The organism is Haemophilus parainfluenzae (genome assembly GCF_036288925.1).
Classification (GTDB): Bacteria; Pseudomonadota; Gammaproteobacteria; order Enterobacterales; family Pasteurellaceae; genus Haemophilus_D.
On record NZ_CP127167.1, the window covers coordinates 343,583 to 364,404 of the forward strand.

The window sequence follows — 20,822 nt, forward strand, 5'->3', positions numbered from 1 at the left end:
TTTGGCTATTTTGCCTTAAAAGAAACAAAAGATCCATAAAAATTAACTGGATATTTGCACAGATATTGAAATATGCGATAATGGTCACAATTTTTGAATTTATTTTCTTAAGGCAATCGCTTTTTCTATGGATACTATCGACATTCGTGGGGCTAGAACCCACAACCTCAAAAACATCAATTTAACCATTCCGCGCGATAAATTAATTGTGATTACAGGCTTGTCTGGTTCGGGCAAATCTTCTTTAGCATTTGATACGCTTTATGCAGAAGGGCAGCGCCGTTATGTGGAATCGCTTTCTGCTTATGCGCGTCAATTCCTTTCTTTGATGGAAAAGCCGGATGTGGATTCGATTGAGGGCTTGTCGCCAGCGATTTCTATTGAGCAAAAATCCACTTCTCATAACCCGCGTTCAACCGTGGGCACGATCACCGAAATTTACGATTATCTGCGTTTGCTGTTTGCTCGCGTAGGGGAGCCGCGTTGTCCTGATCATGATGTGCCATTAACGGCACAAACCATCAGTCAAATGGTGGATAAAGTTTTAAGTCTGCCTGAAGAAAGCAAAATGATGTTGCTTGCGCCTGTGGTGAAAAACCGTAAAGGTGAGCACGTTAAGCTGTTAGATAGCTTGGCGGCACAAGGTTATATTCGTGCAAGAATTGATGGTGAGATTTGTGATTTATCCGATCCTCCAGAACTTGCTTTACAGAAAAAGCATACCATTGAAGTGGTGGTAGATCGCTTTAAAGTGCGGTCAGATTTAGCCACACGTTTAGCAGAATCCTTTGAAACGGCTTTGGAGCTTTCTGGTGGTACAGCAGTTGTGGCAGATATGGATAATCCTAACGCTGAAGAATTGGTTTTCTCGGCGAATTTTGCTTGTCCACATTGTGGCTATTCCGTACCGGAATTAGAGCCTCGCTTGTTCTCATTTAATAACCCAGCAGGGGCGTGTCCGACTTGTGATGGCTTAGGTGTTCAGCAGTTCTTCGATGAAAGCCGTGTGGTGCAAAATGAAAGCATTTCCCTCGCAGGTGGTGCGGTGAAAGGTTGGGATCGTCGCAATTTCTATTACTATCAAATGCTTACCTCGTTAGCGAAACATTATAAATTTGATATTGAAACGCCATACGAAGATTTGCCTCAAAAAATTAAAGATATTGTGATGCAGGGTTCAGGCAAGGAAGAAATTGAATTCCAATATATGAACGACCGTGGCGATGTGGTGATCCGTAAGCATCCTTTTGAAGGGATTCTGAATAACATGGCACGCCGTTATAAAGAAACGGAATCCATGTCTGTGCGCGAAGAATTGGCGAAAAATATCAGTAACCGCCCTTGTGCAGATTGTGGAGGTTCACGTCTTCGCCCTGAAGCTCGAAACGTGTATATCGGCAGCATTAACTTGCCGCAAATTTCAGAGAAAAGCATTGGTGAAAGCCTTGAGTTTTTCCAAGGGCTTACCTTAACCGGTCAAAAAGCACAAATTGCGGAAAAAATCCTGAAAGAGATCAGAGAGCGGTTAGAATTCTTAGTGAATGTGGGTTTGAATTATCTTTCCCTCTCTCGCTCAGCTGAGACCCTTTCGGGCGGTGAAGCACAACGTATTCGTCTTGCGAGTCAGATTGGTGCGGGCTTAGTAGGCGTCATGTATGTGTTGGATGAACCTTCTATCGGTTTGCACCAACGCGATAATGAGCGTCTGTTAAATACGTTGATTCATTTGCGTAATTTGGGCAATACCGTGATCGTGGTGGAACACGATGAGGATGCCATTCGAGAAGCCGATCATATTATTGATATTGGCCCAGGAGCAGGTGTACACGGTGGCCAAGTGATTGCTCAGGGGACAGCCAAAGAGATTATGGCGAACCCAAATTCGATTACGGGTAAGTTCTTATCGGGTGAAGAAAAAATCGAAATTCCAAAAAAACGAACCGCACTTGATAAAAGCAAACTTTTAAAATTAAAAGGTGCGACAGGGAACAACCTGAAAGGCGTGAATTTAGAAATTCCAGTGGGATTATTTACTTGTATCACAGGGGTGTCAGGTTCAGGCAAATCAACGCTAATTAATGATACGTTATTCCCATTGGCACAAAATGCTTTAAATCGTGCGGAAAAAACGGATTTTGCGCCTTATAAATCCATTGAAGGCTTGGAATATTTCGACAAAGTGATCGATATTAATCAAAGTCCAATAGGTCGTACACCGCGTTCTAACCCAGCGACTTACACGGGGTTATTTACCCCAATTCGTGAATTATTTGCGGGCGTGCCAGAAGCGCGTGCGCGTGGTTATAACCCTGGTCGTTTTAGTTTTAATGTGCGTGGTGGACGTTGTGAGGCTTGCCAAGGTGATGGCGTGCTTAAAGTGGAAATGCACTTCTTACCGGATGTGTATGTGCCTTGTGATCAATGTAAAGGTAAACGTTATAACCGTGAAACCTTGGAAATCCGCTATAAAGGCAAAACTATTCACCAAGTATTAGATATGACGGTAGAAGAAGCCCGCGAGTTTTTTGATGCGATCCCAATGATTGCACGTAAATTGCAAACCCTAATGGATGTAGGCTTGTCTTATATTCGTTTAGGTCAGTCTTCTACCACGCTTTCAGGTGGTGAGGCACAACGTGTTAAGTTAGCGACAGAGCTTTCAAAACGCGATACCGGTAAAACCCTTTATATTTTGGATGAACCGACAACCGGCTTGCATTTTGCCGATATTAAACAACTCCTCGACGTGTTACATCGCTTGCGCGATCAAGGTAATACTATCGTGGTGATTGAACACAACTTAGATGTGATTAAAACCGCAGACTGGATTGTGGATCTTGGTCCAGAAGGGGGCAGTGGCGGTGGGCAAATCATTGCGACAGGCACACCGGAAGACGTGGCCAAAGTCAAAGGTTCACATACTGCGAGATTCTTAAAAGACATCTTAACAAAAGGCTAGAAAAATTAACCGCACTTTTGAACATCATCAAAGTGCGGTTATTTTTTGGATGTTTTTAACGCTTGCTACTGAACGGTGGTTTGGCAAACCAAATTACGACAACCAAGGACATAAATGTTATCGCAGAAATTAAGAAGATTTCATTGGCACCCATAATAAAGCCTTGAGCGGTGATTTGTCTAGCAAGATATGATGCCGTTTGTTCTTCGCTTAAACCAAAACTTCCCATCGTTTGGAAGAATTGTTGGGAAATTGGGTTGTATGGATTAATGACTTCCGTAAGTTGCGTGTGATGCACGGCTTCGCGGTTATACCACATAAATGTCGTGAGAGATGTACCTATTGAGCCGGCAAGGGTTCGGAGGAAATTAAATAAGCTCGACGCTGAAGCCATTTTTTCGGGTGGTAAACCTGAAAGGGTAATGGTTGTCAGCGGCATAAAGAAACAAGCAACTGCTAAGCCTTGCACAAATTGCGGTAATGCCACATCCATAAAGGTCATTTCAGGTTCAAAGGTCACAGCTCGCCAATAAAAGGTCAGCGCATAAACCATAAAGCTGATGGTGATTAAAATCCGCATATCAATTTTATTGCCAAATTTCCCGATAATCGGTGCAAGTAGAATCGGCAATAATCCCACTGGTGCAGCCGCAAGCCCCGCCCAGGTGGCGGTATAGTTATAAACCTGTTGGAGCAGAAGCGGGATGAGCACGACCGTTCCTGAATACACCAAGAAAGCAAGACTAGTCGAAACACAACCGACGGTGAAATTTCGGGATTTGAATAAGGAGACATCCACAACTGGATTGTCGTCAGTCAGTTCCCAAATGATTAAGGCGATTAAACCTACTGCAGCGATAATGGTGAGTACCACAATTTCAGTGGAGTTGAACCAATCTAGCTCACGACCTTGATCCAGCATCAATTGCAACGCACCTACACCGAGTGCTAACAAAATAAGCCCAATAGTATTAACTGGTTGATGAGAAATTCTACTTTCTCGGCCTTCTAAAAGTTTCCAACTGATTAAGACAACGGCAAGCCCAATCGGGACGTTGATAAAGAAAATCCAACCCCAATGAATATTATCGCTGATCCAACCGCCTAAAATAGGCCCACAAATCGGGGCGACGACGATCGTCATTGACCAAAATGCCAATGCCATTCCGCGTTTTTCAGGCGGGTAGTTATTTAATAATAAACTTTGAGAAAGGGGGATGATGGGGCCGGCTACCGCACCTTGAAGGACCCGAAAAACGATCAGCATTTCCAAGCTATTCGCAATACCACAAAGCCAAGAGGCTAGCACGAATAATAGCGTTGCGATTAAAAATAACCGCACTTCACCAAAACGTTTTGCCAGCCAGCCTGTAATCGGAATTGAAATCGCATTGGCCACACCAAACGAGGTAATCACCCATGTACCTTGGCTAGACGAGGCACCCAAATCACCTGCGATGGTAGGAATGGCGACATTGGCGATGGTTGAATCCAGCACAAGCATAAAAGTAGCAAGGGAGAGTGCCAATGTCAGGATTGCCAACGCTCCGCCTTGTAGTGGCTTAAAATGAGATTGTGGCATACCAGAACCTAATAGCTATTATTGCGAATAATAGATTCGATCAAATTATTGACCGCACTTTCATCATATTGCAGCACATTCGTAGAATAAAGCGTTGTCGCTGGCGCTTGGTCACGCAAGGTTTCACCTTGGCTATCACTCACATTTACTTTCACTGTGGCAGAAAGACCGATGCGTAATGGGTTTTCAGCCAGTTGTTGCGGATCTAATTGAATACGCACAGGCACACGTTGCACCACTTTGATCCAGTTACCCGTCGCATTTTGAGTGGGTAATAATGAGAATGCATTGCCTGTACCCATTTCGATTCCCACCACTTTTCCATCAAAAGTTTTATCTTTTCCGTAGAGATCGAAGTGAATTTTAACCGGTTGACCAATTCGCATATGAGTTAATTGTGTTTCTTTGAAGTTAGCATCTAACCACATTTGATCGGTAGTCACCACTGCCATTAATGCCCCGCCAACAGAAACCGCTTGCCCGACTTGTGCATTGCGACGAGCCACATAGCCTTTAATTGGACTGCGGATTTTTGTGCGTTCTAAATTCAACCAAGCTTGCTTCAAATTACTGACTGCACTTTGAATTTGCGGTTGTTCACTTAAAGATCCATCTAACAATAAGGCTTGATTTGCGCCAAGCTGATTTTGTGAAATAGTTAAGTTCGCTTTTGCCAGTTCAACAGCTTCTTTCGCATGTTGGAACGATTCTTTATCGATCGCCCCATCTTTGACTAATTGCACACGACGGTTTAAGTTTCCTTGTGCTTGAGCAAGGGTAATTTCATTCGCACGAACGGCCGATTTTAATTGTTTTACGGTGTAATTTAGTTGCGAAACTTGGCGAACCGCATTGGCTAAATTGCTTTTGGCTTGCTCAAAACTCAATTTGGCATTGGTATCATCCAGTTCTAATAACACGTCACCAGCTTGTACGGGATCCATATTATCGACATTAATTTTCGAAATATTCCCCGCTACTTGTGCTGATACCATCACCTGATTACCGCTGACATAGGCATCTTCCGTTTCTTCAAAGCCTTTAATAAAGAAAAACCAATAAGCGGCAGAACCGATCGAAATCAAAAGAAGCAAAAGAATAAAAATAGAAAGCCCTTTTTTACGTTGTTGAGATTTATTATTTGAAGAGTTTTGTGTATCTGTTTGTTGATCGGACATAATGCAAGCCTTATCGGAAAAATGCTGAAGTAAAAAGGCTTCAGTCTATAAAATATGAATGTTTGTTCATTATGAACGTGAATTAGAATTATTTCAAGAATGACCTTACTTTAGCACACAAAGTGCGGTCAAATTTAATGATGTTTTTTCATTAAGCCATTTATTCCAAGCAAAATCAAACTTATCCAAATAGGTACATAAGTGACGTAATCAGATGGGAAAACTGGCGTATTAAGCCAGAATATTGCAATTAAAAAGAGCAAGGTCGGTTCCAGATAACTGAGTACAGAAAATATACTGATGGGAATTTGTTGGCTCGATTTTAAATTGGCAGATAAACCAATTGCACTGACTAAACCTAATGCTGGTAATAAATACCAATATCGACTTTCATTCATCACAAAAGAAAATTGCTGTTCTTGTATGATCAAATAAATAAGGCAGGGAACGGCAATAATACATGTATCTAGCGTGATGCCTTGTAAGGGAGGTATTCTCATTGCTTTACGACTTAAATAATAATAGGGATAGATTAAACATACCCAAAGACTACTCCATGAAAAGGTTTGATTGTGCCACAACTCATGTATTACACCCAACGCCGCAATACATAATGCAATAATTTGAATAACCGAAAGTGTTTCTTTTAGCCAGAATCGACCAAGTAATGCCATGACTAATGGGTATAGAAAATATCCTATTGCGATATTCACTCCCTCACCATTAACGGGTGCCCACATAAATAACCAAAATTGGCTACCCGCATCGAGTGTACCAAGCAAAAACAGCATCCAGCGTTTTTTGTCTTTGCCTAAGATTTCATTGACTAACTTTGATAATGAACGACAACCCAATGTAGGAAAAATAATTAAAAATAGCCCAAATACCATCATCACCATTCGCCAAGCAAATACATCGGTACCATTAAGGGGCTGTAGCCATAAACTGAACAAATACAGTAAGCCAAATAAAAATTGTGAGATGATTCCTAGAAAGATACCTTGAGCCATTTTTATCATTTCCTTACATTGAATAACATCATTATAAAAGTCTGGCGTGGTAAATTTTCTCAATATAGAATAATTTACGATTATTTTTCTCAAGTTTTAGTGTTATTTGGTATTTATTTTCAAGGATAAAAAATGGAACTAGATAAATTAGATCGAGATATTTTGAATATTCTCCAACAAGACGTAACCTTACCATTAAAAGAACTCGCTGAAGAGGTTCATAGCTCGGTAGCAACTTGCCAGCGTCGAATTCAATTACTGACAGAGAAAGGTGTAATTACTAAACAAGTTGCGATCGTATCGCCAAAGGCAGTAGGTAGAGATATTAGTGTTTTTGTGATGGTGGAAATGGATAACCAGCATTCCTGCTTCCAAGAATTATTTGAACGAAAAATGCGCCAAGAAACCGATGTGGTGAGCTGTTATGAGATTTCTGGTGATTATGATTTTATGTTGCTTATTCATGCTGAAAACATGGAAAGTTATCATTCATTTACCCGCCGTGTCCTAACTGGTGAATATCATGTTCGAACTTATAAAAGCTTATTTGTGATGAACTTTACCAAAGCAGAGAGTGGGATCTTATTGTAAGTGTACGAATTCAAGAAAATCCTTTGCTAAACTTAGCAAAGGATTTTTGAGAAGCGCGATTATCTTGGTAATGCTGTTGTTTTTTTCAATGTGATATATCCCAAAATCGCAGAAACAGTAGAACCTAATAAGATGCCTAAGCGAGAAAGGGAATTGATGCTTTCTCCCGCATCCGCATTAAATGCAAGACTTGCTAAGAACATAGACATAGTAAAACCAATACCGCATAAAATGGCTACAGCAAAAATTTGTTTGAAGTTGATGCCTTGTGGAAGTTTTGCAATGCCCAGTTTAACGGAAAGGTAACTGAAACCAAATACGCCGAGAGGCTTTCCTAGAAGTAATCCAAGAGAAATTGCAAGCAATAATGGTGATGTCAGCATGCTGAAATCAATGCCATCAAAGCTTACGCCCGCATTGGCAAAAGCAAATAATGGTAAGATAACAAAGGATGACCAAGGGGCAAGAAGGTGCTCAAAGTCATGTAACGGTGTTTCGCCATTTTTACCTTTTAATGGAATACAAAATCCGATAATAACACCCGCAAGAGTCGCGTGTACGCCTGATTTTAATACCGAAGCCCACAAGATTGTTCCCACTACCATATAGGCACAAAGTGCGGTCACTTTAAAGCGATTTAATGCGATAAGTACAACAATAGCAATTGCAGCAAAGATCAGTGCCTGTACACTCAATCCGTGTGAGAAAAATAGTGCAATGACGACAATCGCACCTAAGTCATCAATAATGGCTAAAGCAAGTAAAAAGATTTTTAATGGGAGCGGTACTTGTTTACTTAATAGTGCCATGATACCAAGTGCAAAGGCAATGTCTGTTGCCATTGGAATTGCCCAACCATCGGCTAAAGTGGGATCTTGTTGAGTAATCAAAACATAAACTAATGCTGGAATAACCATGCCTCCCACCGCTGCAATAGCTGGGAAAATGGCTTGTTGATAGCTTGAAAGAGACCCCTCAAATAACTCTTTTTTGACTTCCATTCCGACTAAAACAAAGAATACAGCCATAAAACCATCATTAATCCAGTGGATTAAAGTTTTATCAATTGAAAAAGATCCGACTTTAATGCTAACAGGTAAATTTAAAAAGTCATTATAGGTTTGATTGAGTGGTGAGTTGGCCAAAAGCATTGCGACCACCGCTGATAAAAGTAATAAAATTCCGCCAGCTGATTCCAATTTGAAAAAACGCTGAATTTGTTGAGTCAAACTCAGTTTATGCATTCATTCTCTCCTAAAAAATAATAAAAAACTAATAAAGTCTAGATACTATCAAAAGTCTAGATACTATCATAAATTGACTGATTTTTGGGAATGCTATCTGTAAATATTCGTTTAATATAGCACTTTATTTGGCTAAAACGATGATTTTTTGCATATTTTTGCTTCCACATTTGGAGTTAATCGTCATTTAGAGTAAAATTCGGCAATTTATTTTGTTTGTCGAGACTACTTATGTTTTCAAAAAAAGACATCATCGTGTTAGGTATGATGATTTTTGCTTTATTTTTAGGTGCAGGAAATATCATTTTTCCTCCGATGGAAGGTTACACCGCTGGTAACCAATGGGCAACAGCCTCCATGGGATTTGTAATAACTGGTGTGTTAATGCCATTTATCACCTTAGTTGTGGTATCGGTATTAGGACGTGGTGAAGAGCTAACAAAGGATTTACCCAAGTGGGCAGGTGTAGCTTTTTTAACCATTCTTTATTTAGTCATCGGTTCAACTTTTGCCATGCCTCGAATTACCAATGTGGCTTATGAAATGGCATGGTTACCATTGGGGCTCGTTGAAGATAGTGCGACGACACGTCTTATTTTCTCTGTGATCTTTAATATTATCGCGATGGGATTCATGATTCGCCCGAGCACAATTATTTCAACGGTGGGTGAGGTAATGACCCCAGCATTGTTGGTATTATTACTTGTTGTTGGGGGCACTGTTTTTGTTTCACCGCTTTCTGATATTGTTGCACCTTCCCAGGCTTATGCTGAGAATTCAGCATTAACCACAGGGTTAATTAGTGGTTATCAAACGATGGATGTACTTGCAGCGATTGCCTTTGGTGGCATTGTTGCACGGGCGTTATCTGCAAAAAATGTGACTAATCCCCAAAAGATTGTTAAATATACGATTTCAGCGGGTTTCGTATCTGTCATTTTATTAGGTTGCTTATATTTTTCTTTATTCTACTTAGGCGCGACTTCTGATGCGGTGGCACAAGGCGCCACAAATGGCGGACAAATCTTCTCTCGTTATGTGAACAGTTTATTTGGTTCTGCGGGAACCTGGATTATGGCAGGGATTATTACTTTAGCAAGTTTAACCACATTAGTGGGTGTAACCAGTGCTTGTGGTGATTATTTCTCTAAGTTTTCGACACGTTTTTCTTATCCATTCTGGATTGTTTTCTTCACAGCAATGACAACAATCATTTCACAGTATGGGCTAACAAAATTACTTCGTGTCACGATTCCAGCATTATTCTTGATTTATCCGATGGCGATTATGTTGGTGGTTTTACAGCTTGTGCGTAATAAACTGCCTTCTATTCGATTGAGCTATTACACCACTATTTTTGTGACAGTTTGTTTTAGTTTAGTTGATAGTTTAAAAAACTTGGATGTTTTGCCGGAAGGCTTACATCAAATCATGACTCATTTCCCCTTCTATTCGCAGGGATTAGCTTGGCTTGTGCCAGCATTATGTACCTTAGTATTATCCATGATATTAGGGAAAACCATTTCAAAATAACAAAAATGCCGACAATAATTTGTCGGCATTTTTTATATCAAGTGCGGTCATTTTTTCACGTGTTTTTAGGCGGCAAGACGCTGTCTCACAATTTCAAATAAACACACGCCTGTTGCAACGGAAACATTCAGGGATGAAACAGAGCCCGCCATTGGAATACTAATGAGTTGATCACAATGCTCACGAGTAAGACGGCGCATGCCTTCACCTTCGGCTCCCATCACTAAGGCAAGAGAACCTGTGAGTTTACTTTGGTAAATGGTTTCTGTTGCTTCGCCAGCTGTACCCACCACCCAAATATTATGATTTTGTTGTAGATCTCGCAAAGTACGAGCTAAATTGGTTACGCGAATTAATGGCACTGTCTCCGCAGCACCACAAGCCACTTTACGTGCGATAGAAGTGAGTTGAGCGGATTTATCTTTTGGCACAATAACAGCGCTCACACCAGCAGCATCTGCAGTACGTAAACAGGCACCCAAGTTATGGGGATCTGTCACACCATCAAGTACTAATAAAAGTGGATTTTGTTTACGAGTAAGAAGTTCATCCAAATCATGTTCATTCAGCTCTTTCGCTTCTTGCACTCGAGCAATCACACCTTGATGGACTTCACCATTGGATTTTTTATCTAATGTTTGACGATTAACAAATTGCACCGCAATGCCTAAAGCATAGAGCTCATTGAGTAAGGGTTGTAGGCGTTTATCTTCACGACCTTTCAGCACAAATACTTCAATTAAACGCTCAGGGCTATTTGCTAAAATGCTGTTTACAGCATGGATACCATAGATATTTTCTGACATAGTGTTCTCTTATTTATTATTTCTTCCGTTTTCTAGTCGGTTTCTTAGAAACATCTTTATTTTTGACCGCACTTTTACGTTTTTTTGATACTTTAAGTGGCAGTTCCTTAAAGACTTTTTTTGCTTTTTGCTTCGCTGTTTTTCCCACGCGACGCGGTTTTCGTGCGCTTTCGATTAAACTGAAATCCACCATTTTTTGTTCTAAATGAACGGCGACCACGCGAATTTTGACTTTATCGCCAAGGCGATAAATCATACCACTATTTTCGCCGATTAAACGTTGTTTTGCCGCATCAAATTGATAGTAGTCGTTATCTAAAGTAGAAATATGGACTAAGCCGTCAATGAATAAATCATCTAAACGTACGAATAAGCCAAAGCCCGTTACAGATGAGATCACCCCGCTAAATTCAGCACCCACGCGATCTTGCATATATTCACATTTCAGCCAATCTGCTACTTCGCGAGTGGCATCATCGGCACGGCGTTCGGTCATCGAGCAGTGATCACCTAATACATCCATTTCATCAAAGGAATAATGATAGCCTCCAGTATCTGTGGTTTTACGTTTAGCACCTTTTTCTTTTGCTAATAAATATTTAATCCCACGATGAAGGGTTAAATCCGGATAACGACGAATCGGGGAAGTGAAGTGTGCATATTCTTCTAACGCTAAACCAAAGTGGCCGATATTATCCGCATGATAAACCGCTTGGCTTAATGAGCGAAGTAGCATGGTTTGGATAAGCTCGTGATCTGGGCGATCTTTCACTTGCTCTAATAATTTCGCATAATCTTTTGTGGTTGGTTTCATGCCACCTTCAAGGCTTAAACCACATTCACTTAAGAATGCACGGAAAGACGTTAGTTTTTCTTCGCTTGGTGTGGCATGAATACGATAGAGTGCAGGCTCTTTATGTTTTTCCATAAAGTTTGCTGCTGCAATATTCGCAAGAATCATGCATTCTTCAATGATTTTGTGAGCATCATTTCGCACAACAGGTTCAATGCGATCAATTCGTCCCATGGCATTGAAAATAAATTTGGTTTCAATGGTTTCAAAATCGATGGCACCACGTTGTTTGCGTGCATTGAGTAATGCTTGATAGAGATGATGCAGTTCTTCTAAATGTGGTACTAGCCCTTGATAACGGGTGCGGAGTTCATCATCACCGTCTAAAATCGCCGCGACTTTCGTATAGGTTAAACGTGCATGAGAGTTCATTACCGCTTCATAAAAACGATAGTCCGTGAGTTTACCTTTAGCAGAAATGTGCATTTCACACACCATACACAAGCGATCAACTTGTGGATTCAGTGAACACAATCCGTTTGATAAAATCTCTGGCAGCATTGGCACAACACGATTTGGGAAGTAAACAGAGTTACCTCGGTTATAAGCTTCAGTATCTAATGCAGAACGTAAACGCACATAATAGCTGACATCGGCAATTGCTACCCAAAGCTTCCAACCTTTACCGCTTTTTTCGCAATATACGGCATCATCAAAATCACGTGCATCTTCGCCATCAATGGTCACCAGTGGCAGATTGCGTAAATCCACACGACCTTTTTTGGCTTCTTCAGGCACTTCTTCCGTGAATTTTTTAACGTATTTTTCGACCGCACTTGGGAATTGGTGAGGAATGTCATGATTACGAAGGGCGATCTCCACTTCCATTCCTTTTGCCATATTGTCACCCAGAATTTCGGTGATGATGCCAACAGGTTGAGTAAAGGAGGCAGAACGTTCCTGCAATTCAACCACAACAACTTGCCCCATTCGTGCACCATTGCGGTGTTCATTAGGGACTAAGATATCTCGTCCGATACGACTGTCATCAGGCACCACATAGCTAAAGCCATTTTCTAAGAAGAAACGGCCGACAATTTGTTTTTTACGACTTTCAAGTACGCGAACAATACGGACTTCGCGACGACCACGGCGATCTAAGCCTGCAGGTTGCGCTAACACAAAATCACCGTGCATTACACGTTGCATTTGGTGATTAGGAATAAAGAGATCCTCTTTTTTGCCTTCGACTTGTAAAAAACCATAGCCTTCACGATGGCCGATGACCATGCCTTTGAATAAATCTAATTTTTCAGGCAAGGCATAGCGTTTACGTTTAGTAAAAACTAACTGTCCATCATTCTCCATGGCACGCAAGCGACGACGCATGGCTTCTTGTTGTTCGTCACTTTTAATTGAAAGTGCGGTCAAAATTTCTTCCCGACTCATCGGGGTATTATTTTCACGAATAATTTGCAGAATGTAGTCTCTGCTTGGGATCGGATTACCATATTTGGCTAATTCTTTTTGATAATTCGGATCCGCTTTTTTAAAAGATTTTTTGGTCATTTATTATAGTTTATTTTATGATTAATTTTTTAAGTTGTGGGGGTAGTTTACAGGTTAAAGGGGGGAATGCAAGCTCGTTATAGGGCGTTTGTGGCAGGACGGTTTACGGCAAACAAAAACCGCACTAAAGTGCGGTTTATTTTTAAGCTGTTTTAATGCTTTAATTACGCTAATTTTTTGATTTGAGCAGCTAATTTAGCTTTGTGGTTTGCTGCTTTGTTAGCGTGGATTAAGCCTTTAGAAGCCATACGGTCAACAACTTTTTGCATTTCAACGAATGCTGCTTCAGCTGCTGCTTTTTCACCTGCTGCTACTTGAGCATATACTTTTTTGATGTAAGTACGCATCATAGAGCGTTGGCTTGCGTTGTGTTGGCGGCGTTTTTCAGATTGAACCGCGCGTTTTTTTGCTGACTTGATATTAGCCAAGGTCAAACTCCTAAAATTTCTGTTGATTGATAGACAAAATAAAAGGCGTTAATTTGCCGATTTTGTATGTTTTTGTCAATGAAAAATTTGTGTTGATTTCGGTGAGACACAACCGAAAGTAAGCATCGTCATTTTTACAAGCTCTTTCAATATGGGCTCACACAAACGATGTGTGGCGGATTTTATCAGTTTTTTTGTTGAGAATATAGCGTAAAAATAAAATTTCTATACAATTAAGCAAAAATTTTAGGCTTGAGAAGAATATTTTGAGTAAACGACTTTTAAAATCTAGCATTGTTGTTAGTTCTATGACTTTATTATCAAGAGTGTTAGGTCTTGTTCGCGATGTAGTTATCGCGCATCTTATTGGTGCAGGTGCAACAGCAGACGTTTTTTTATTTGCTAATCGTATCCCAAATTTTCTTCGTCGTTTATTTGCTGAGGGGGCTTTTTCACAGGCTTTTGTCCCTGTTCTCGCAGAATATCAAAAATCTGGCGATATGAATAAAACCCGTGAATTTATTGGAAAAGTTTCTGGTACGCTTGGGGGATTGGTGAGTATTGTTACGATCCTTGCGATGGTTGGATCGCCTGTCGTTGCCGCTTTATTTGGGATGGGCTGGTTTACCGATTGGATGAATGATGGCCCTGATGCACATAAATTTGAACAAGCCTCTCTTCTTCTTAAAATAACTTTTCCTTATTTATGGTTTGTTACTTTTGTGGCATTTTCTGGTGCTGTGCTTAACACGATTGGAAAATTCGGCGTGATGTCCTTTTCACCCGTGTTATTAAATATAGCGATGATTGCCACCGCACTTTTCCTTGCACCACAAATGGATAACCCAGATCTTGCACTGGCTATCGGGATTTTTCTTGGCGGATTATTACAGTTCTTATTCCAAATTCCATTTATGAAACAAGCTGGTTTACTGGTGAAACCCAAATGGGCTTGGCGGGATGAAGGCGTAACCAAAATTCGTAAATTAATGATCCCTGCGTTATTTGGTGTATCGGTAAGTCAAATTAATCTTTTGCTGGATACAGTGATTGCGAGCTTCTTAATGACGGGCTCTATTAGCTGGTTGTATTATTCCGACCGCTTACTGGAATTTCCTCTCGGTTTATTTGGCATTGCGATTTCTACCGTAATTTTACCAACGCTTGCTCGCCACCACGTTAATCGTGAAGGCGATTCAGCAAAAAGTGCGGTTGATTTTCATAATACAATGGATTGGGGCGTGCGAATGATTTTATTACTTGGCGTTCCAGCCGCCATTGGCATTGCTGTATTGGCTCAGCCAATGTTACTTACGCTCTTTATGCGTGGAAATTTCATGCTAAATGATGTTTATGCCGCCTCTTATTCTTTATGGGCGTTTAATGCGGGTTTGCTTAGCTTTATGTTGATTAAAATCCTCGCCAATGGCTATTACGCTCGCCAAGATACCAAAACGCCAGTAAAAATTGGCATTATTGCCATGGTGAGTAATATGGGCTTTAACCTATTGGCAATTCCTTTCAGTTATGTGGGTTTAGCCATTGCTTCAGCGATGTCCGCAACTCTTAACGCCTATTTGCTCTATCGCGGCTTAGCCAAAGCGGATGTGTACCATTTTTCACGTAAAAGTGCGGTCTTTTTTGTCAAAGTTTTATTAGCTGCAATCGCAATGGGTGCGGCAGTTTGGTATTACGTGCCTGAAATCAACCAATGGGCGAAAATGGATTTCTTTATGCGTGTTTATTGGCTTGTTTGGTTGATTGTCTTAGCCGCGATAGTTTATGGTGCAACGTTGATTTTATTAGGCGTTCGCAAGCACCATTTGCTGACAAAAAACTAACTTCTCGCTATAATGCCGAAATTCTCTTATTTTCATGGATAAGGACATGCAATTAATTCGTGGGCTTCATAATGCAAATCGTGTTTTACAAGGTTGTGCGCTAACGATCGGCAACTTTGATGGCGTGCATTTAGGGCATCAAACCGTCCTTCGCCATTTGCGTCAAAAAGCTGACGAATTAAATTTACCCATGGCGGTATTGTTATTTGAATCACAGCCGCGTGAATATTTTATGGGGAAAAATGCACCAGCCCGTTTAATGCGTTTGCGTGACAAAATTTATTATCTCGAAAAGGCTAAGGTTGATGTCGTAATTGTGGCGAAATTTGACCGCACTTTTGCCGAACAGCCAGCCGATGTTTTTATTGAACAAACGCTTGTTAATCATCTACATGTGAAATTTTTAAGCATTGGCGATGATTTCAAATTCGGCTCAAAACGCCAAGGTAATTTTGCCATGTTGCAAGCAGCTAGTAAGCGTTTTGGTTTTATTGTTGAAGATAACCGTAGCTTTTGTCTAGATGAACAGAGAATTAGTAGCACGGCAATTCGCGAAGCGTTAGCGAATGATGACTTACAACTTGCAGAAAATTTACTCGGTAAACCTTATCGTATTTTCGGGCGTGTGATTCATGGAAATAAATTAGGCAGAACAATAGGATTTCCAACGGCCAATATTCGTTTGCATAGACAAGTAAATCCAATCAAAGGCGTTTATGCCGTAAAAGTGCGGTTAAAATCGGGGGAGATTTTTAACGGCGTGGCAAACATGGGAAAACGCCCAACTATAAATGGATTAATGCAATTATTAGAAGTCCATTTATTTGATTTTTCTCAGAATATTTATGGCCAAATGGTGGAAGTGGAATTCTGCCACAAGATTAGAAACGAGATTAAATTCCCCTCTTTTGATGATTTGAAAGTGCAAATTGAGAAAGACGTAGAAACTGCGAAAGGCTTTTTTAAAGGGTAGATATGCCAGTTATTTTACGTTTTAGAGGCTATGTTTTTTTCTTTTACTCTGCAGAAATAGACTGCACTTATTTACATGCTTATCGTTTACAATTTGACTATCAAGGACAGGTGTTTGATATTCAATCATTGCCAAGGTGCGGTCAATTTTTTGAGAGAATCCCGTTAGCAGAGTTATTAGTGGCGTCGGCTAAAGAGTAAGGTGTTATTGATACACGAGGAGATTTTTATGCGTCATTATACGAGTAAAACGGCTTTAAAAAATGCGATACAACAAACGTATGAGAAATATTTGTCAGAATTTGAAACCATTCCGGAAGATTTAAAAGAGACAGTATGTACAGAGGTTGAGCGAACACCTGTGCAAAACTTAGCTTATCAAGTTGGTTGGACAAGTTTATTGATCAGCTGGGAACAAGATGAACGAAAGGGATTGCTTGTTAAAACCCCTTCTGAACACTTCAAGTGGAATCAATTAAGTGAACTTTATCAATGGTTTAATCAAACTTATGCACATTTGTCCTTAGCCGAATTAAAAAGTCGATTAGCACATAATATAGAAACAATTTATTATCTAATTGATACCATGAGTGATGAAGTGCTTTTTTCCCAACATCAACGAAAGTGGGCGGATAATGCCACTAAAAATGCCAAATGGACAGTATCTCAATTTATTCATGTGAATACGGTTGCCCCCTTTACGAGCTTTAGAACAAAAATAAGAAAATGGAAGAAACACTGTTTATAATGACACGATGGTATTAATGCCAATTTCCTTTCTTTCTTATCACTTCACTAAAGGTTAAAGCCTAATGGACTTGACCATCATTAAAACACAAAAAACACCAATAAAAACGTGATTTTTAAGGCACTTAGTATTATCATTAACAGTATTTTTCACAGCATAATTGAATTTAGAGGAAGGCATGCAAAACCTAGAACAAATTACCGAACAAGCATTGGATGCAATTGCCCGTAATGAAGGAAATCCTCTTGAACCTGCGCATATTCATGTGTGCAATGCGGAGTCTGAAGCAAAATTTTGGTTGGAACCCAATATTTCTTTAGCAAGAAACGATGGATTTAATTCAAAAGAATTAAAAGAAATTTTTGTTATTGTTGAAACACATAGAATGCAATTCACGGAGGCGTGATATGACTATTTCAGCTAAAAGCATTCGCTTTGATGAAAACACTATGTGGGTGGAGTTAAATGATGCACGTATTTTAGGTGTACCCTTGGTGTGGTTTCCGAAATTATTACATGCAACCCAAAGTGAATTGGAAAACTATGAACTGAGCCGTAGAGGCATTCATTGGGATTGTCTTGATGAAGATATCTCTATCGGTGGTTTACTTGCGGGACGTGGAGATGTCACACATAAACCACAAAAAGTTGCTTAAATTTAATTTAAAAATTGGAAAATAAAATGACAGTCGATTACAAAAACACTCTTAACCTACCGGAAACCAGCTTTCCAATGCGCGGTGATTTAGCTAAGCGCGAACCTGATATGTTGAAAAATTGGTACGAGAAAAATCTTTACCAAAAAATTCGTAAAGCGAGTAAGGGCAAAAAATCTTTTATTCTGCACGATGGCCCTCCGTATGCGAACGGCAATATTCATATCGGTCACGCCGTTAATAAAATTCTGAAAGATATTATTGTTAAATCTAAAACTGCATTAGGTTTTGACTCGCCTTATATCCCAGGTTGGGACTGTCATGGCTTACCAATTGAATTAAAAGTAGAAGGTTTAGTGGGCAAACCAAACGAGAAAATTACAGCAGCTGAATTCCGTCAAAAATGTCGTGAATATGCAGCGGAACAAGTAGAAGGGCAGAAAAAAGATTTTATCCGTTTAGGCGTATTAGGCGATTGGGATAATCCTTATTTAACGATGAACTTCAACACCGAAGCAAACATCATCCGTACACTCGGTAAAGTGATTGCGAATGGCCACCTATATAAAGGTTCAAAACCAGTACACTGGTGTTTAGATTGCGGTTCTTCTTTAGCAGAAGCAGAAGTGGAATACGAGGACAAAGTTTCTCCGTCTATCTATGTTCGTTTCCCAGCAGTAAGTGCGGTTGAAATTGAAGAGAAATTTAACGCAGTAGGCAAAGGCCATGGCAAATTATCTGCGGTGATTTGGACAACCACGCCTTGGACAATGCCATCTAACCGTGCGATTGCGGTAAATGCAGACTTAGAATACCACTTAGTACAACTTGGCGATGAGCGTGTGATTTTAGCTGCTGAATTAGTTGAATCCGTAGCGAAAGCCGTGGGCGTAGAACAAGTTGAAGTTTTAGGTTCAGTAAAAGGTCAGGCGCTTGAGTTAGTACGCTTTAACCATCCGTTCTATGATTTCACTGTACCAGTAATTTTAGGTGATCACGTGACCACTGATGGCGGTACGGGTTTAGTACATACCGCACCTGATCACGGTTTAGACGACTTTGTCGTGGGTAAACAATATGATTTACCGATGGCGGGTCTTGTATCGAATGACGGTAAATTTATTTCAACGACTGAATTCTTTGCAGGCAAAGGTGTGTTTGAAGCGAATCCATTGGTTGTTGAAAAATTGCAAGAAGTAGGTAACTTATTAAAAGTTGAGAAAATCAAACACAGTTACCCACACTGCTGGCGTCACAAAACCCCGATTATTTTCCGCGCGACGCCGCAATGGTTTATCGGCATGGAAACACAGGGTCTACGCCAACAAGCATTAGGCGAAATCAAACAAGTTCGTTGGATTCCAGATTGGGGTCAAGCACGTATCGAGAAAATGGTTGAGAACCGCCCTGACTGGTGTATTTCCCGTCAACGTACTTGGGGTGTGCCGATGACCCTATTCGTGCACAAAGAAACCGAAGAACTTCATCCACGTACTTTAGCGTTACTTGAAGAAGTGGCGAAACGTGTAGAAAGAGCGGGTATTCAAGCGTGGTGGGATTTAGACGAAAAAGAATTATTAGGTACAGACGCAGAAACTTACCGCAAAGTGCCGGATACTTTGGACGTGTGGTTTGATTCTGGGTCAACCTATTCTTCCGTAGTGGCGAATCGTCCGGAATTTAACGGCCAAGATATCGACATGTATTTAGAAGGTTCTGACCAACATCGTGGTTGGTTTATGTCTTCTTTAATGCTTTCTACGGCAACAGACAGCAAAGCACCATACAAACAAGTATTAACTCATGGTTTCACCGTGGATGGTCAAGGTCGTAAGATGTCAAAATCTATCGGTAACATCGTGACACCACAAGAAGTCATGGATAAATTCGGTGGCGACATTTTACGTTTATGGGTTGCATCTACCGACTATACCGGTGAAATGACTGTTTCTGATGAGATCTTAAAACGTGCTGCGGACAGCTATCGTCGTATTCGTAACACCGCGCGTTTCTTACTAGCGAACTTGAATGGTTTTGATCCACAACGTGATGCGGTTAAACCGGAAGAAATGATTAGCTTGGATCGTTGGGCGGTAGCTTGTGCCTTAGATGCACAAAAAGAAATTAAAGACGCGTACGATAACTATCAATTCCACACAGTAGTACAACGTTTAATGCGTTTCTGTTCTGTGGAAATGGGCTCGTTCTACCTTGATATTATTAAAGACCGTCAATATACCACCAAAGCAGACAGCCTTGCGCGTCGTAGCTGCCAAACAGCGTTATGGCACATTGCAGAAGCATTGGTTCGTTGGATGGCACCAATCTTGTCATTCACGGCAGATGAAATTTGGGGTTACTTACCACAAACCGCAACTGCACGTGCAGAATTCGTCTTCACTGAAGAATTCTACGAAGGCCTATTTGGCTTAGGCGAGAATGAAAAATTAGATGATGCTTACTGGCAACAACTCATTAAAGTTCGTTCTGAAGTGAACCGTGTATTAGAAATCGCCCGTAACGACAAAGTGATCGGTGGTGGTTTAGAAGCAGAAGTAACGGTTTATGCTAACGATGCATATCGTGCATTGTTAGAACAATTAGGCAATGAATTACGTTTCGTATTAATTACCTCCAAAGCGGAAGTAAAAGCATTAGCAGACAAACCTGCGGATGTGGCTGCGGGTGAGTTAGAGGGAATTGCGGTAAGTGTAGCTCGTTCTAACGGTGAAAAATGTCCACGTTGTTGGCATTATTCTGACAAGATCGGCGTGAATCCTGAACATCCTACACTTTGTCCACGTTGTGTGGAAAACGTAGCGGGTAACGGCGAAGTACGTCAGTTCGCATAAGCTTAATATCATAAAGAAAAAGTGCGGTGAAATTGATCTGCACCTCAAAAGTTGAACTAA

General features: G+C 40.6%; 16 protein-coding genes and 1 pseudogene. 10 read left to right on the forward strand and 7 right to left on the reverse strand.

Translation table 11 applies throughout. The annotated features are described in order from the left end of the window. Positions 1-127: 127 nt before the first annotated feature. Positions 128-2,959, forward strand: a complete 2,832-nt coding sequence (gene uvrA, locus QQS40_RS01785; protein ID WP_297568227.1) for an excinuclease ABC subunit UvrA — start codon at positions 128-130, stop codon at positions 2,957-2,959. A 55-nt stretch (positions 2,960-3,014) separates the two neighbouring features. On the opposite strand, the gene QQS40_RS01790 is transcribed toward uvrA, so the two are convergent. The 3 genes from QQS40_RS01790 to rarD form a co-directional block, all read right to left on the reverse strand. Then, entirely contained in the window at positions 3,015-4,541 is a 1,527-nt protein-coding gene (locus tag QQS40_RS01790) for a DHA2 family efflux MFS transporter permease subunit (protein WP_297568230.1), read from the reverse strand. Positions 4,542-4,549: 8 nt separating this feature from the next. After that, positions 4,550-5,719, reverse strand: coding sequence for an EmrA/EmrK family multidrug efflux transporter periplasmic adaptor subunit (locus QQS40_RS01795; protein WP_128786824.1), 1,170 nt, complete (start codon positions 5,717-5,719; stop codon positions 4,550-4,552). Positions 5,720-5,853: 134 nt separating this feature from the next. Then, a complete protein-coding gene (gene rarD / locus QQS40_RS01800; protein WP_172622028.1) occupies positions 5,854-6,738 on the reverse strand; it encodes an EamA family transporter RarD in 885 nt (294 codons plus the stop codon). Between the two features lie 123 nt (positions 6,739-6,861). On the opposite strand from rarD, the gene QQS40_RS01805 reads away from it, so the two are divergent. Next, positions 6,862-7,320: an Lrp/AsnC family transcriptional regulator gene (locus QQS40_RS01805; protein ID WP_128786822.1), complete on the forward strand. Its 459-nt coding sequence runs from the start codon at positions 6,862-6,864 to the stop codon at positions 7,318-7,320. Positions 7,321-7,379: 59 nt separating this feature from the next. Here the strand turns inward: QQS40_RS01805 and nhaA are convergent, their stop codons facing one another. Beyond that, positions 7,380-8,564 (reverse strand): Na+/H+ antiporter NhaA, encoded by a 1,185-nt coding sequence (gene nhaA / locus QQS40_RS01810; protein ID WP_128786821.1) that lies wholly within the window; start codon positions 8,562-8,564, stop codon positions 7,380-7,382. A 231-nt stretch (positions 8,565-8,795) separates the two neighbouring features. Here nhaA and brnQ point away from each other — a divergent pair, with 231 nt between their 5' ends. Continuing rightward, a complete protein-coding gene (brnQ, locus tag QQS40_RS01815; RefSeq protein ID WP_329505799.1) occupies positions 8,796-10,097 on the forward strand; it encodes a branched-chain amino acid transport system II carrier protein in 1,302 nt (433 codons plus the stop codon). Positions 10,098-10,162: 65 nt separating this feature from the next. On the opposite strand, the gene rlmB is transcribed toward brnQ, so the two are convergent. From rlmB to rpsT, 3 genes are all read right to left on the reverse strand, one after another. Continuing rightward, complete coding sequence (rlmB, locus tag QQS40_RS01820; protein WP_005698098.1) at positions 10,163-10,903, reverse strand: 23S rRNA (guanosine(2251)-2'-O)-methyltransferase RlmB; 741 nt, start codon at positions 10,901-10,903, stop codon at positions 10,163-10,165. 16 nt (positions 10,904-10,919) lie between these two features. Then, positions 10,920-13,265: a ribonuclease R gene (gene rnr / locus QQS40_RS01825; protein WP_329505802.1), complete on the reverse strand. Its 2,346-nt coding sequence runs from the start codon at positions 13,263-13,265 to the stop codon at positions 10,920-10,922. Between the two features lie 164 nt (positions 13,266-13,429). Further along, positions 13,430-13,693, reverse strand: a complete 264-nt coding sequence (gene rpsT, locus QQS40_RS01830) for a 30S ribosomal protein S20 (RefSeq protein ID WP_005695217.1) — start codon at positions 13,691-13,693, stop codon at positions 13,430-13,432. 266 nt (positions 13,694-13,959) lie between these two features. Between rpsT and murJ the strand changes: the two genes are divergently transcribed. The 7 genes and pseudogenes from murJ to ileS all read left to right on the forward strand — a co-directional run bounded on the left by murJ (position 13,960) and on the right by ileS (position 20,762). Next, positions 13,960-15,534, forward strand: a complete 1,575-nt coding sequence (gene murJ, locus QQS40_RS01835; RefSeq protein ID WP_112082692.1) for a murein biosynthesis integral membrane protein MurJ — start codon at positions 13,960-13,962, stop codon at positions 15,532-15,534. A 46-nt stretch (positions 15,535-15,580) separates the two neighbouring features. Further along, on the forward strand, positions 15,581-16,507 hold the full coding sequence (ribF, locus tag QQS40_RS01840; RefSeq protein ID WP_297568251.1) for a bifunctional riboflavin kinase/FAD synthetase: 927 nt from the start codon (positions 15,581-15,583) through the stop codon (positions 16,505-16,507). Between the two features lie 47 nt (positions 16,508-16,554). Further along, a pseudogene (locus QQS40_RS01845) lies at positions 16,555-16,707 on the forward strand (RNA pseudouridine synthase); the annotation flags it as partial. 28 nt (positions 16,708-16,735) lie between these two features. After that, positions 16,736-17,254 carry a ClbS/DfsB family four-helix bundle protein gene (locus tag QQS40_RS01850; protein ID WP_112082690.1) on the forward strand — a complete coding sequence of 173 codons (519 nt, stop codon included), beginning with the start codon at positions 16,736-16,738 and terminating at the stop codon, positions 17,252-17,254. A 178-nt stretch (positions 17,255-17,432) separates the two neighbouring features. After that, positions 17,433-17,660, forward strand: coding sequence for a DUF4160 domain-containing protein (locus QQS40_RS01855; RefSeq protein ID WP_112082689.1), 228 nt, complete (start codon positions 17,433-17,435; stop codon positions 17,658-17,660). Position 17,661: 1 nt separating this feature from the next. Further along, on the forward strand, positions 17,662-17,910 hold the full coding sequence (locus tag QQS40_RS01860) for a DUF2442 domain-containing protein (RefSeq protein WP_112082688.1): 249 nt from the start codon (positions 17,662-17,664) through the stop codon (positions 17,908-17,910). A gap of 26 nt (positions 17,911-17,936) precedes the next feature. Further along, positions 17,937-20,762, forward strand: a complete 2,826-nt coding sequence (ileS, locus tag QQS40_RS01865; protein WP_297568255.1) for an isoleucine--tRNA ligase — start codon at positions 17,937-17,939, stop codon at positions 20,760-20,762. Positions 20,763-20,822: the final 60 nt, after the last annotated feature.

What these genes read in the sequence shown, in the direction of transcription:
- uvrA (WP_297568227.1), top strand. Translation starts at nt 128, where the DNA reads ATGGATACTATCGACATTCGTGGGGCTAGAACCCACAACCTCAAAAAC.
- QQS40_RS01790 (WP_297568230.1), bottom strand. Translation starts at nt 4,541, where the DNA reads ATGCCACAATCTCATTTTAAGCCACTACAAGGCGGAGCGTTGGCAATC.
- QQS40_RS01795 (WP_128786824.1), bottom strand. Translation starts at nt 5,719, where the DNA reads ATGTCCGATCAACAAACAGATACACAAAACTCTTCAAATAATAAATCT.
- rarD (WP_172622028.1), bottom strand. Translation starts at nt 6,738, where the DNA reads ATGATAAAAATGGCTCAAGGTATCTTTCTAGGAATCATCTCACAATTT.
- QQS40_RS01805 (WP_128786822.1), top strand. Translation starts at nt 6,862, where the DNA reads ATGGAACTAGATAAATTAGATCGAGATATTTTGAATATTCTCCAACAA.
- nhaA (WP_128786821.1), bottom strand. Translation starts at nt 8,564, where the DNA reads ATGCATAAACTGAGTTTGACTCAACAAATTCAGCGTTTTTTCAAATTG.
- brnQ (WP_329505799.1), top strand. Translation starts at nt 8,796, where the DNA reads ATGTTTTCAAAAAAAGACATCATCGTGTTAGGTATGATGATTTTTGCT.
- rlmB (WP_005698098.1), bottom strand. Translation starts at nt 10,903, where the DNA reads ATGTCAGAAAATATCTATGGTATCCATGCTGTAAACAGCATTTTAGCA.
- rnr (WP_329505802.1), bottom strand. Translation starts at nt 13,265, where the DNA reads ATGACCAAAAAATCTTTTAAAAAAGCGGATCCGAATTATCAAAAAGAA.
- ribF (WP_297568251.1), top strand. Translation starts at nt 15,581, where the DNA reads ATGCAATTAATTCGTGGGCTTCATAATGCAAATCGTGTTTTACAAGGT.
- QQS40_RS01850 (WP_112082690.1), top strand. Translation starts at nt 16,736, where the DNA reads ATGCGTCATTATACGAGTAAAACGGCTTTAAAAAATGCGATACAACAA.
- QQS40_RS01855 (WP_112082689.1), top strand. Translation starts at nt 17,433, where the DNA reads ATGCAAAACCTAGAACAAATTACCGAACAAGCATTGGATGCAATTGCC.
- QQS40_RS01860 (WP_112082688.1), top strand. Translation starts at nt 17,662, where the DNA reads ATGACTATTTCAGCTAAAAGCATTCGCTTTGATGAAAACACTATGTGG.
- ileS (WP_297568255.1), top strand. Translation starts at nt 17,937, where the DNA reads ATGACAGTCGATTACAAAAACACTCTTAACCTACCGGAAACCAGCTTT.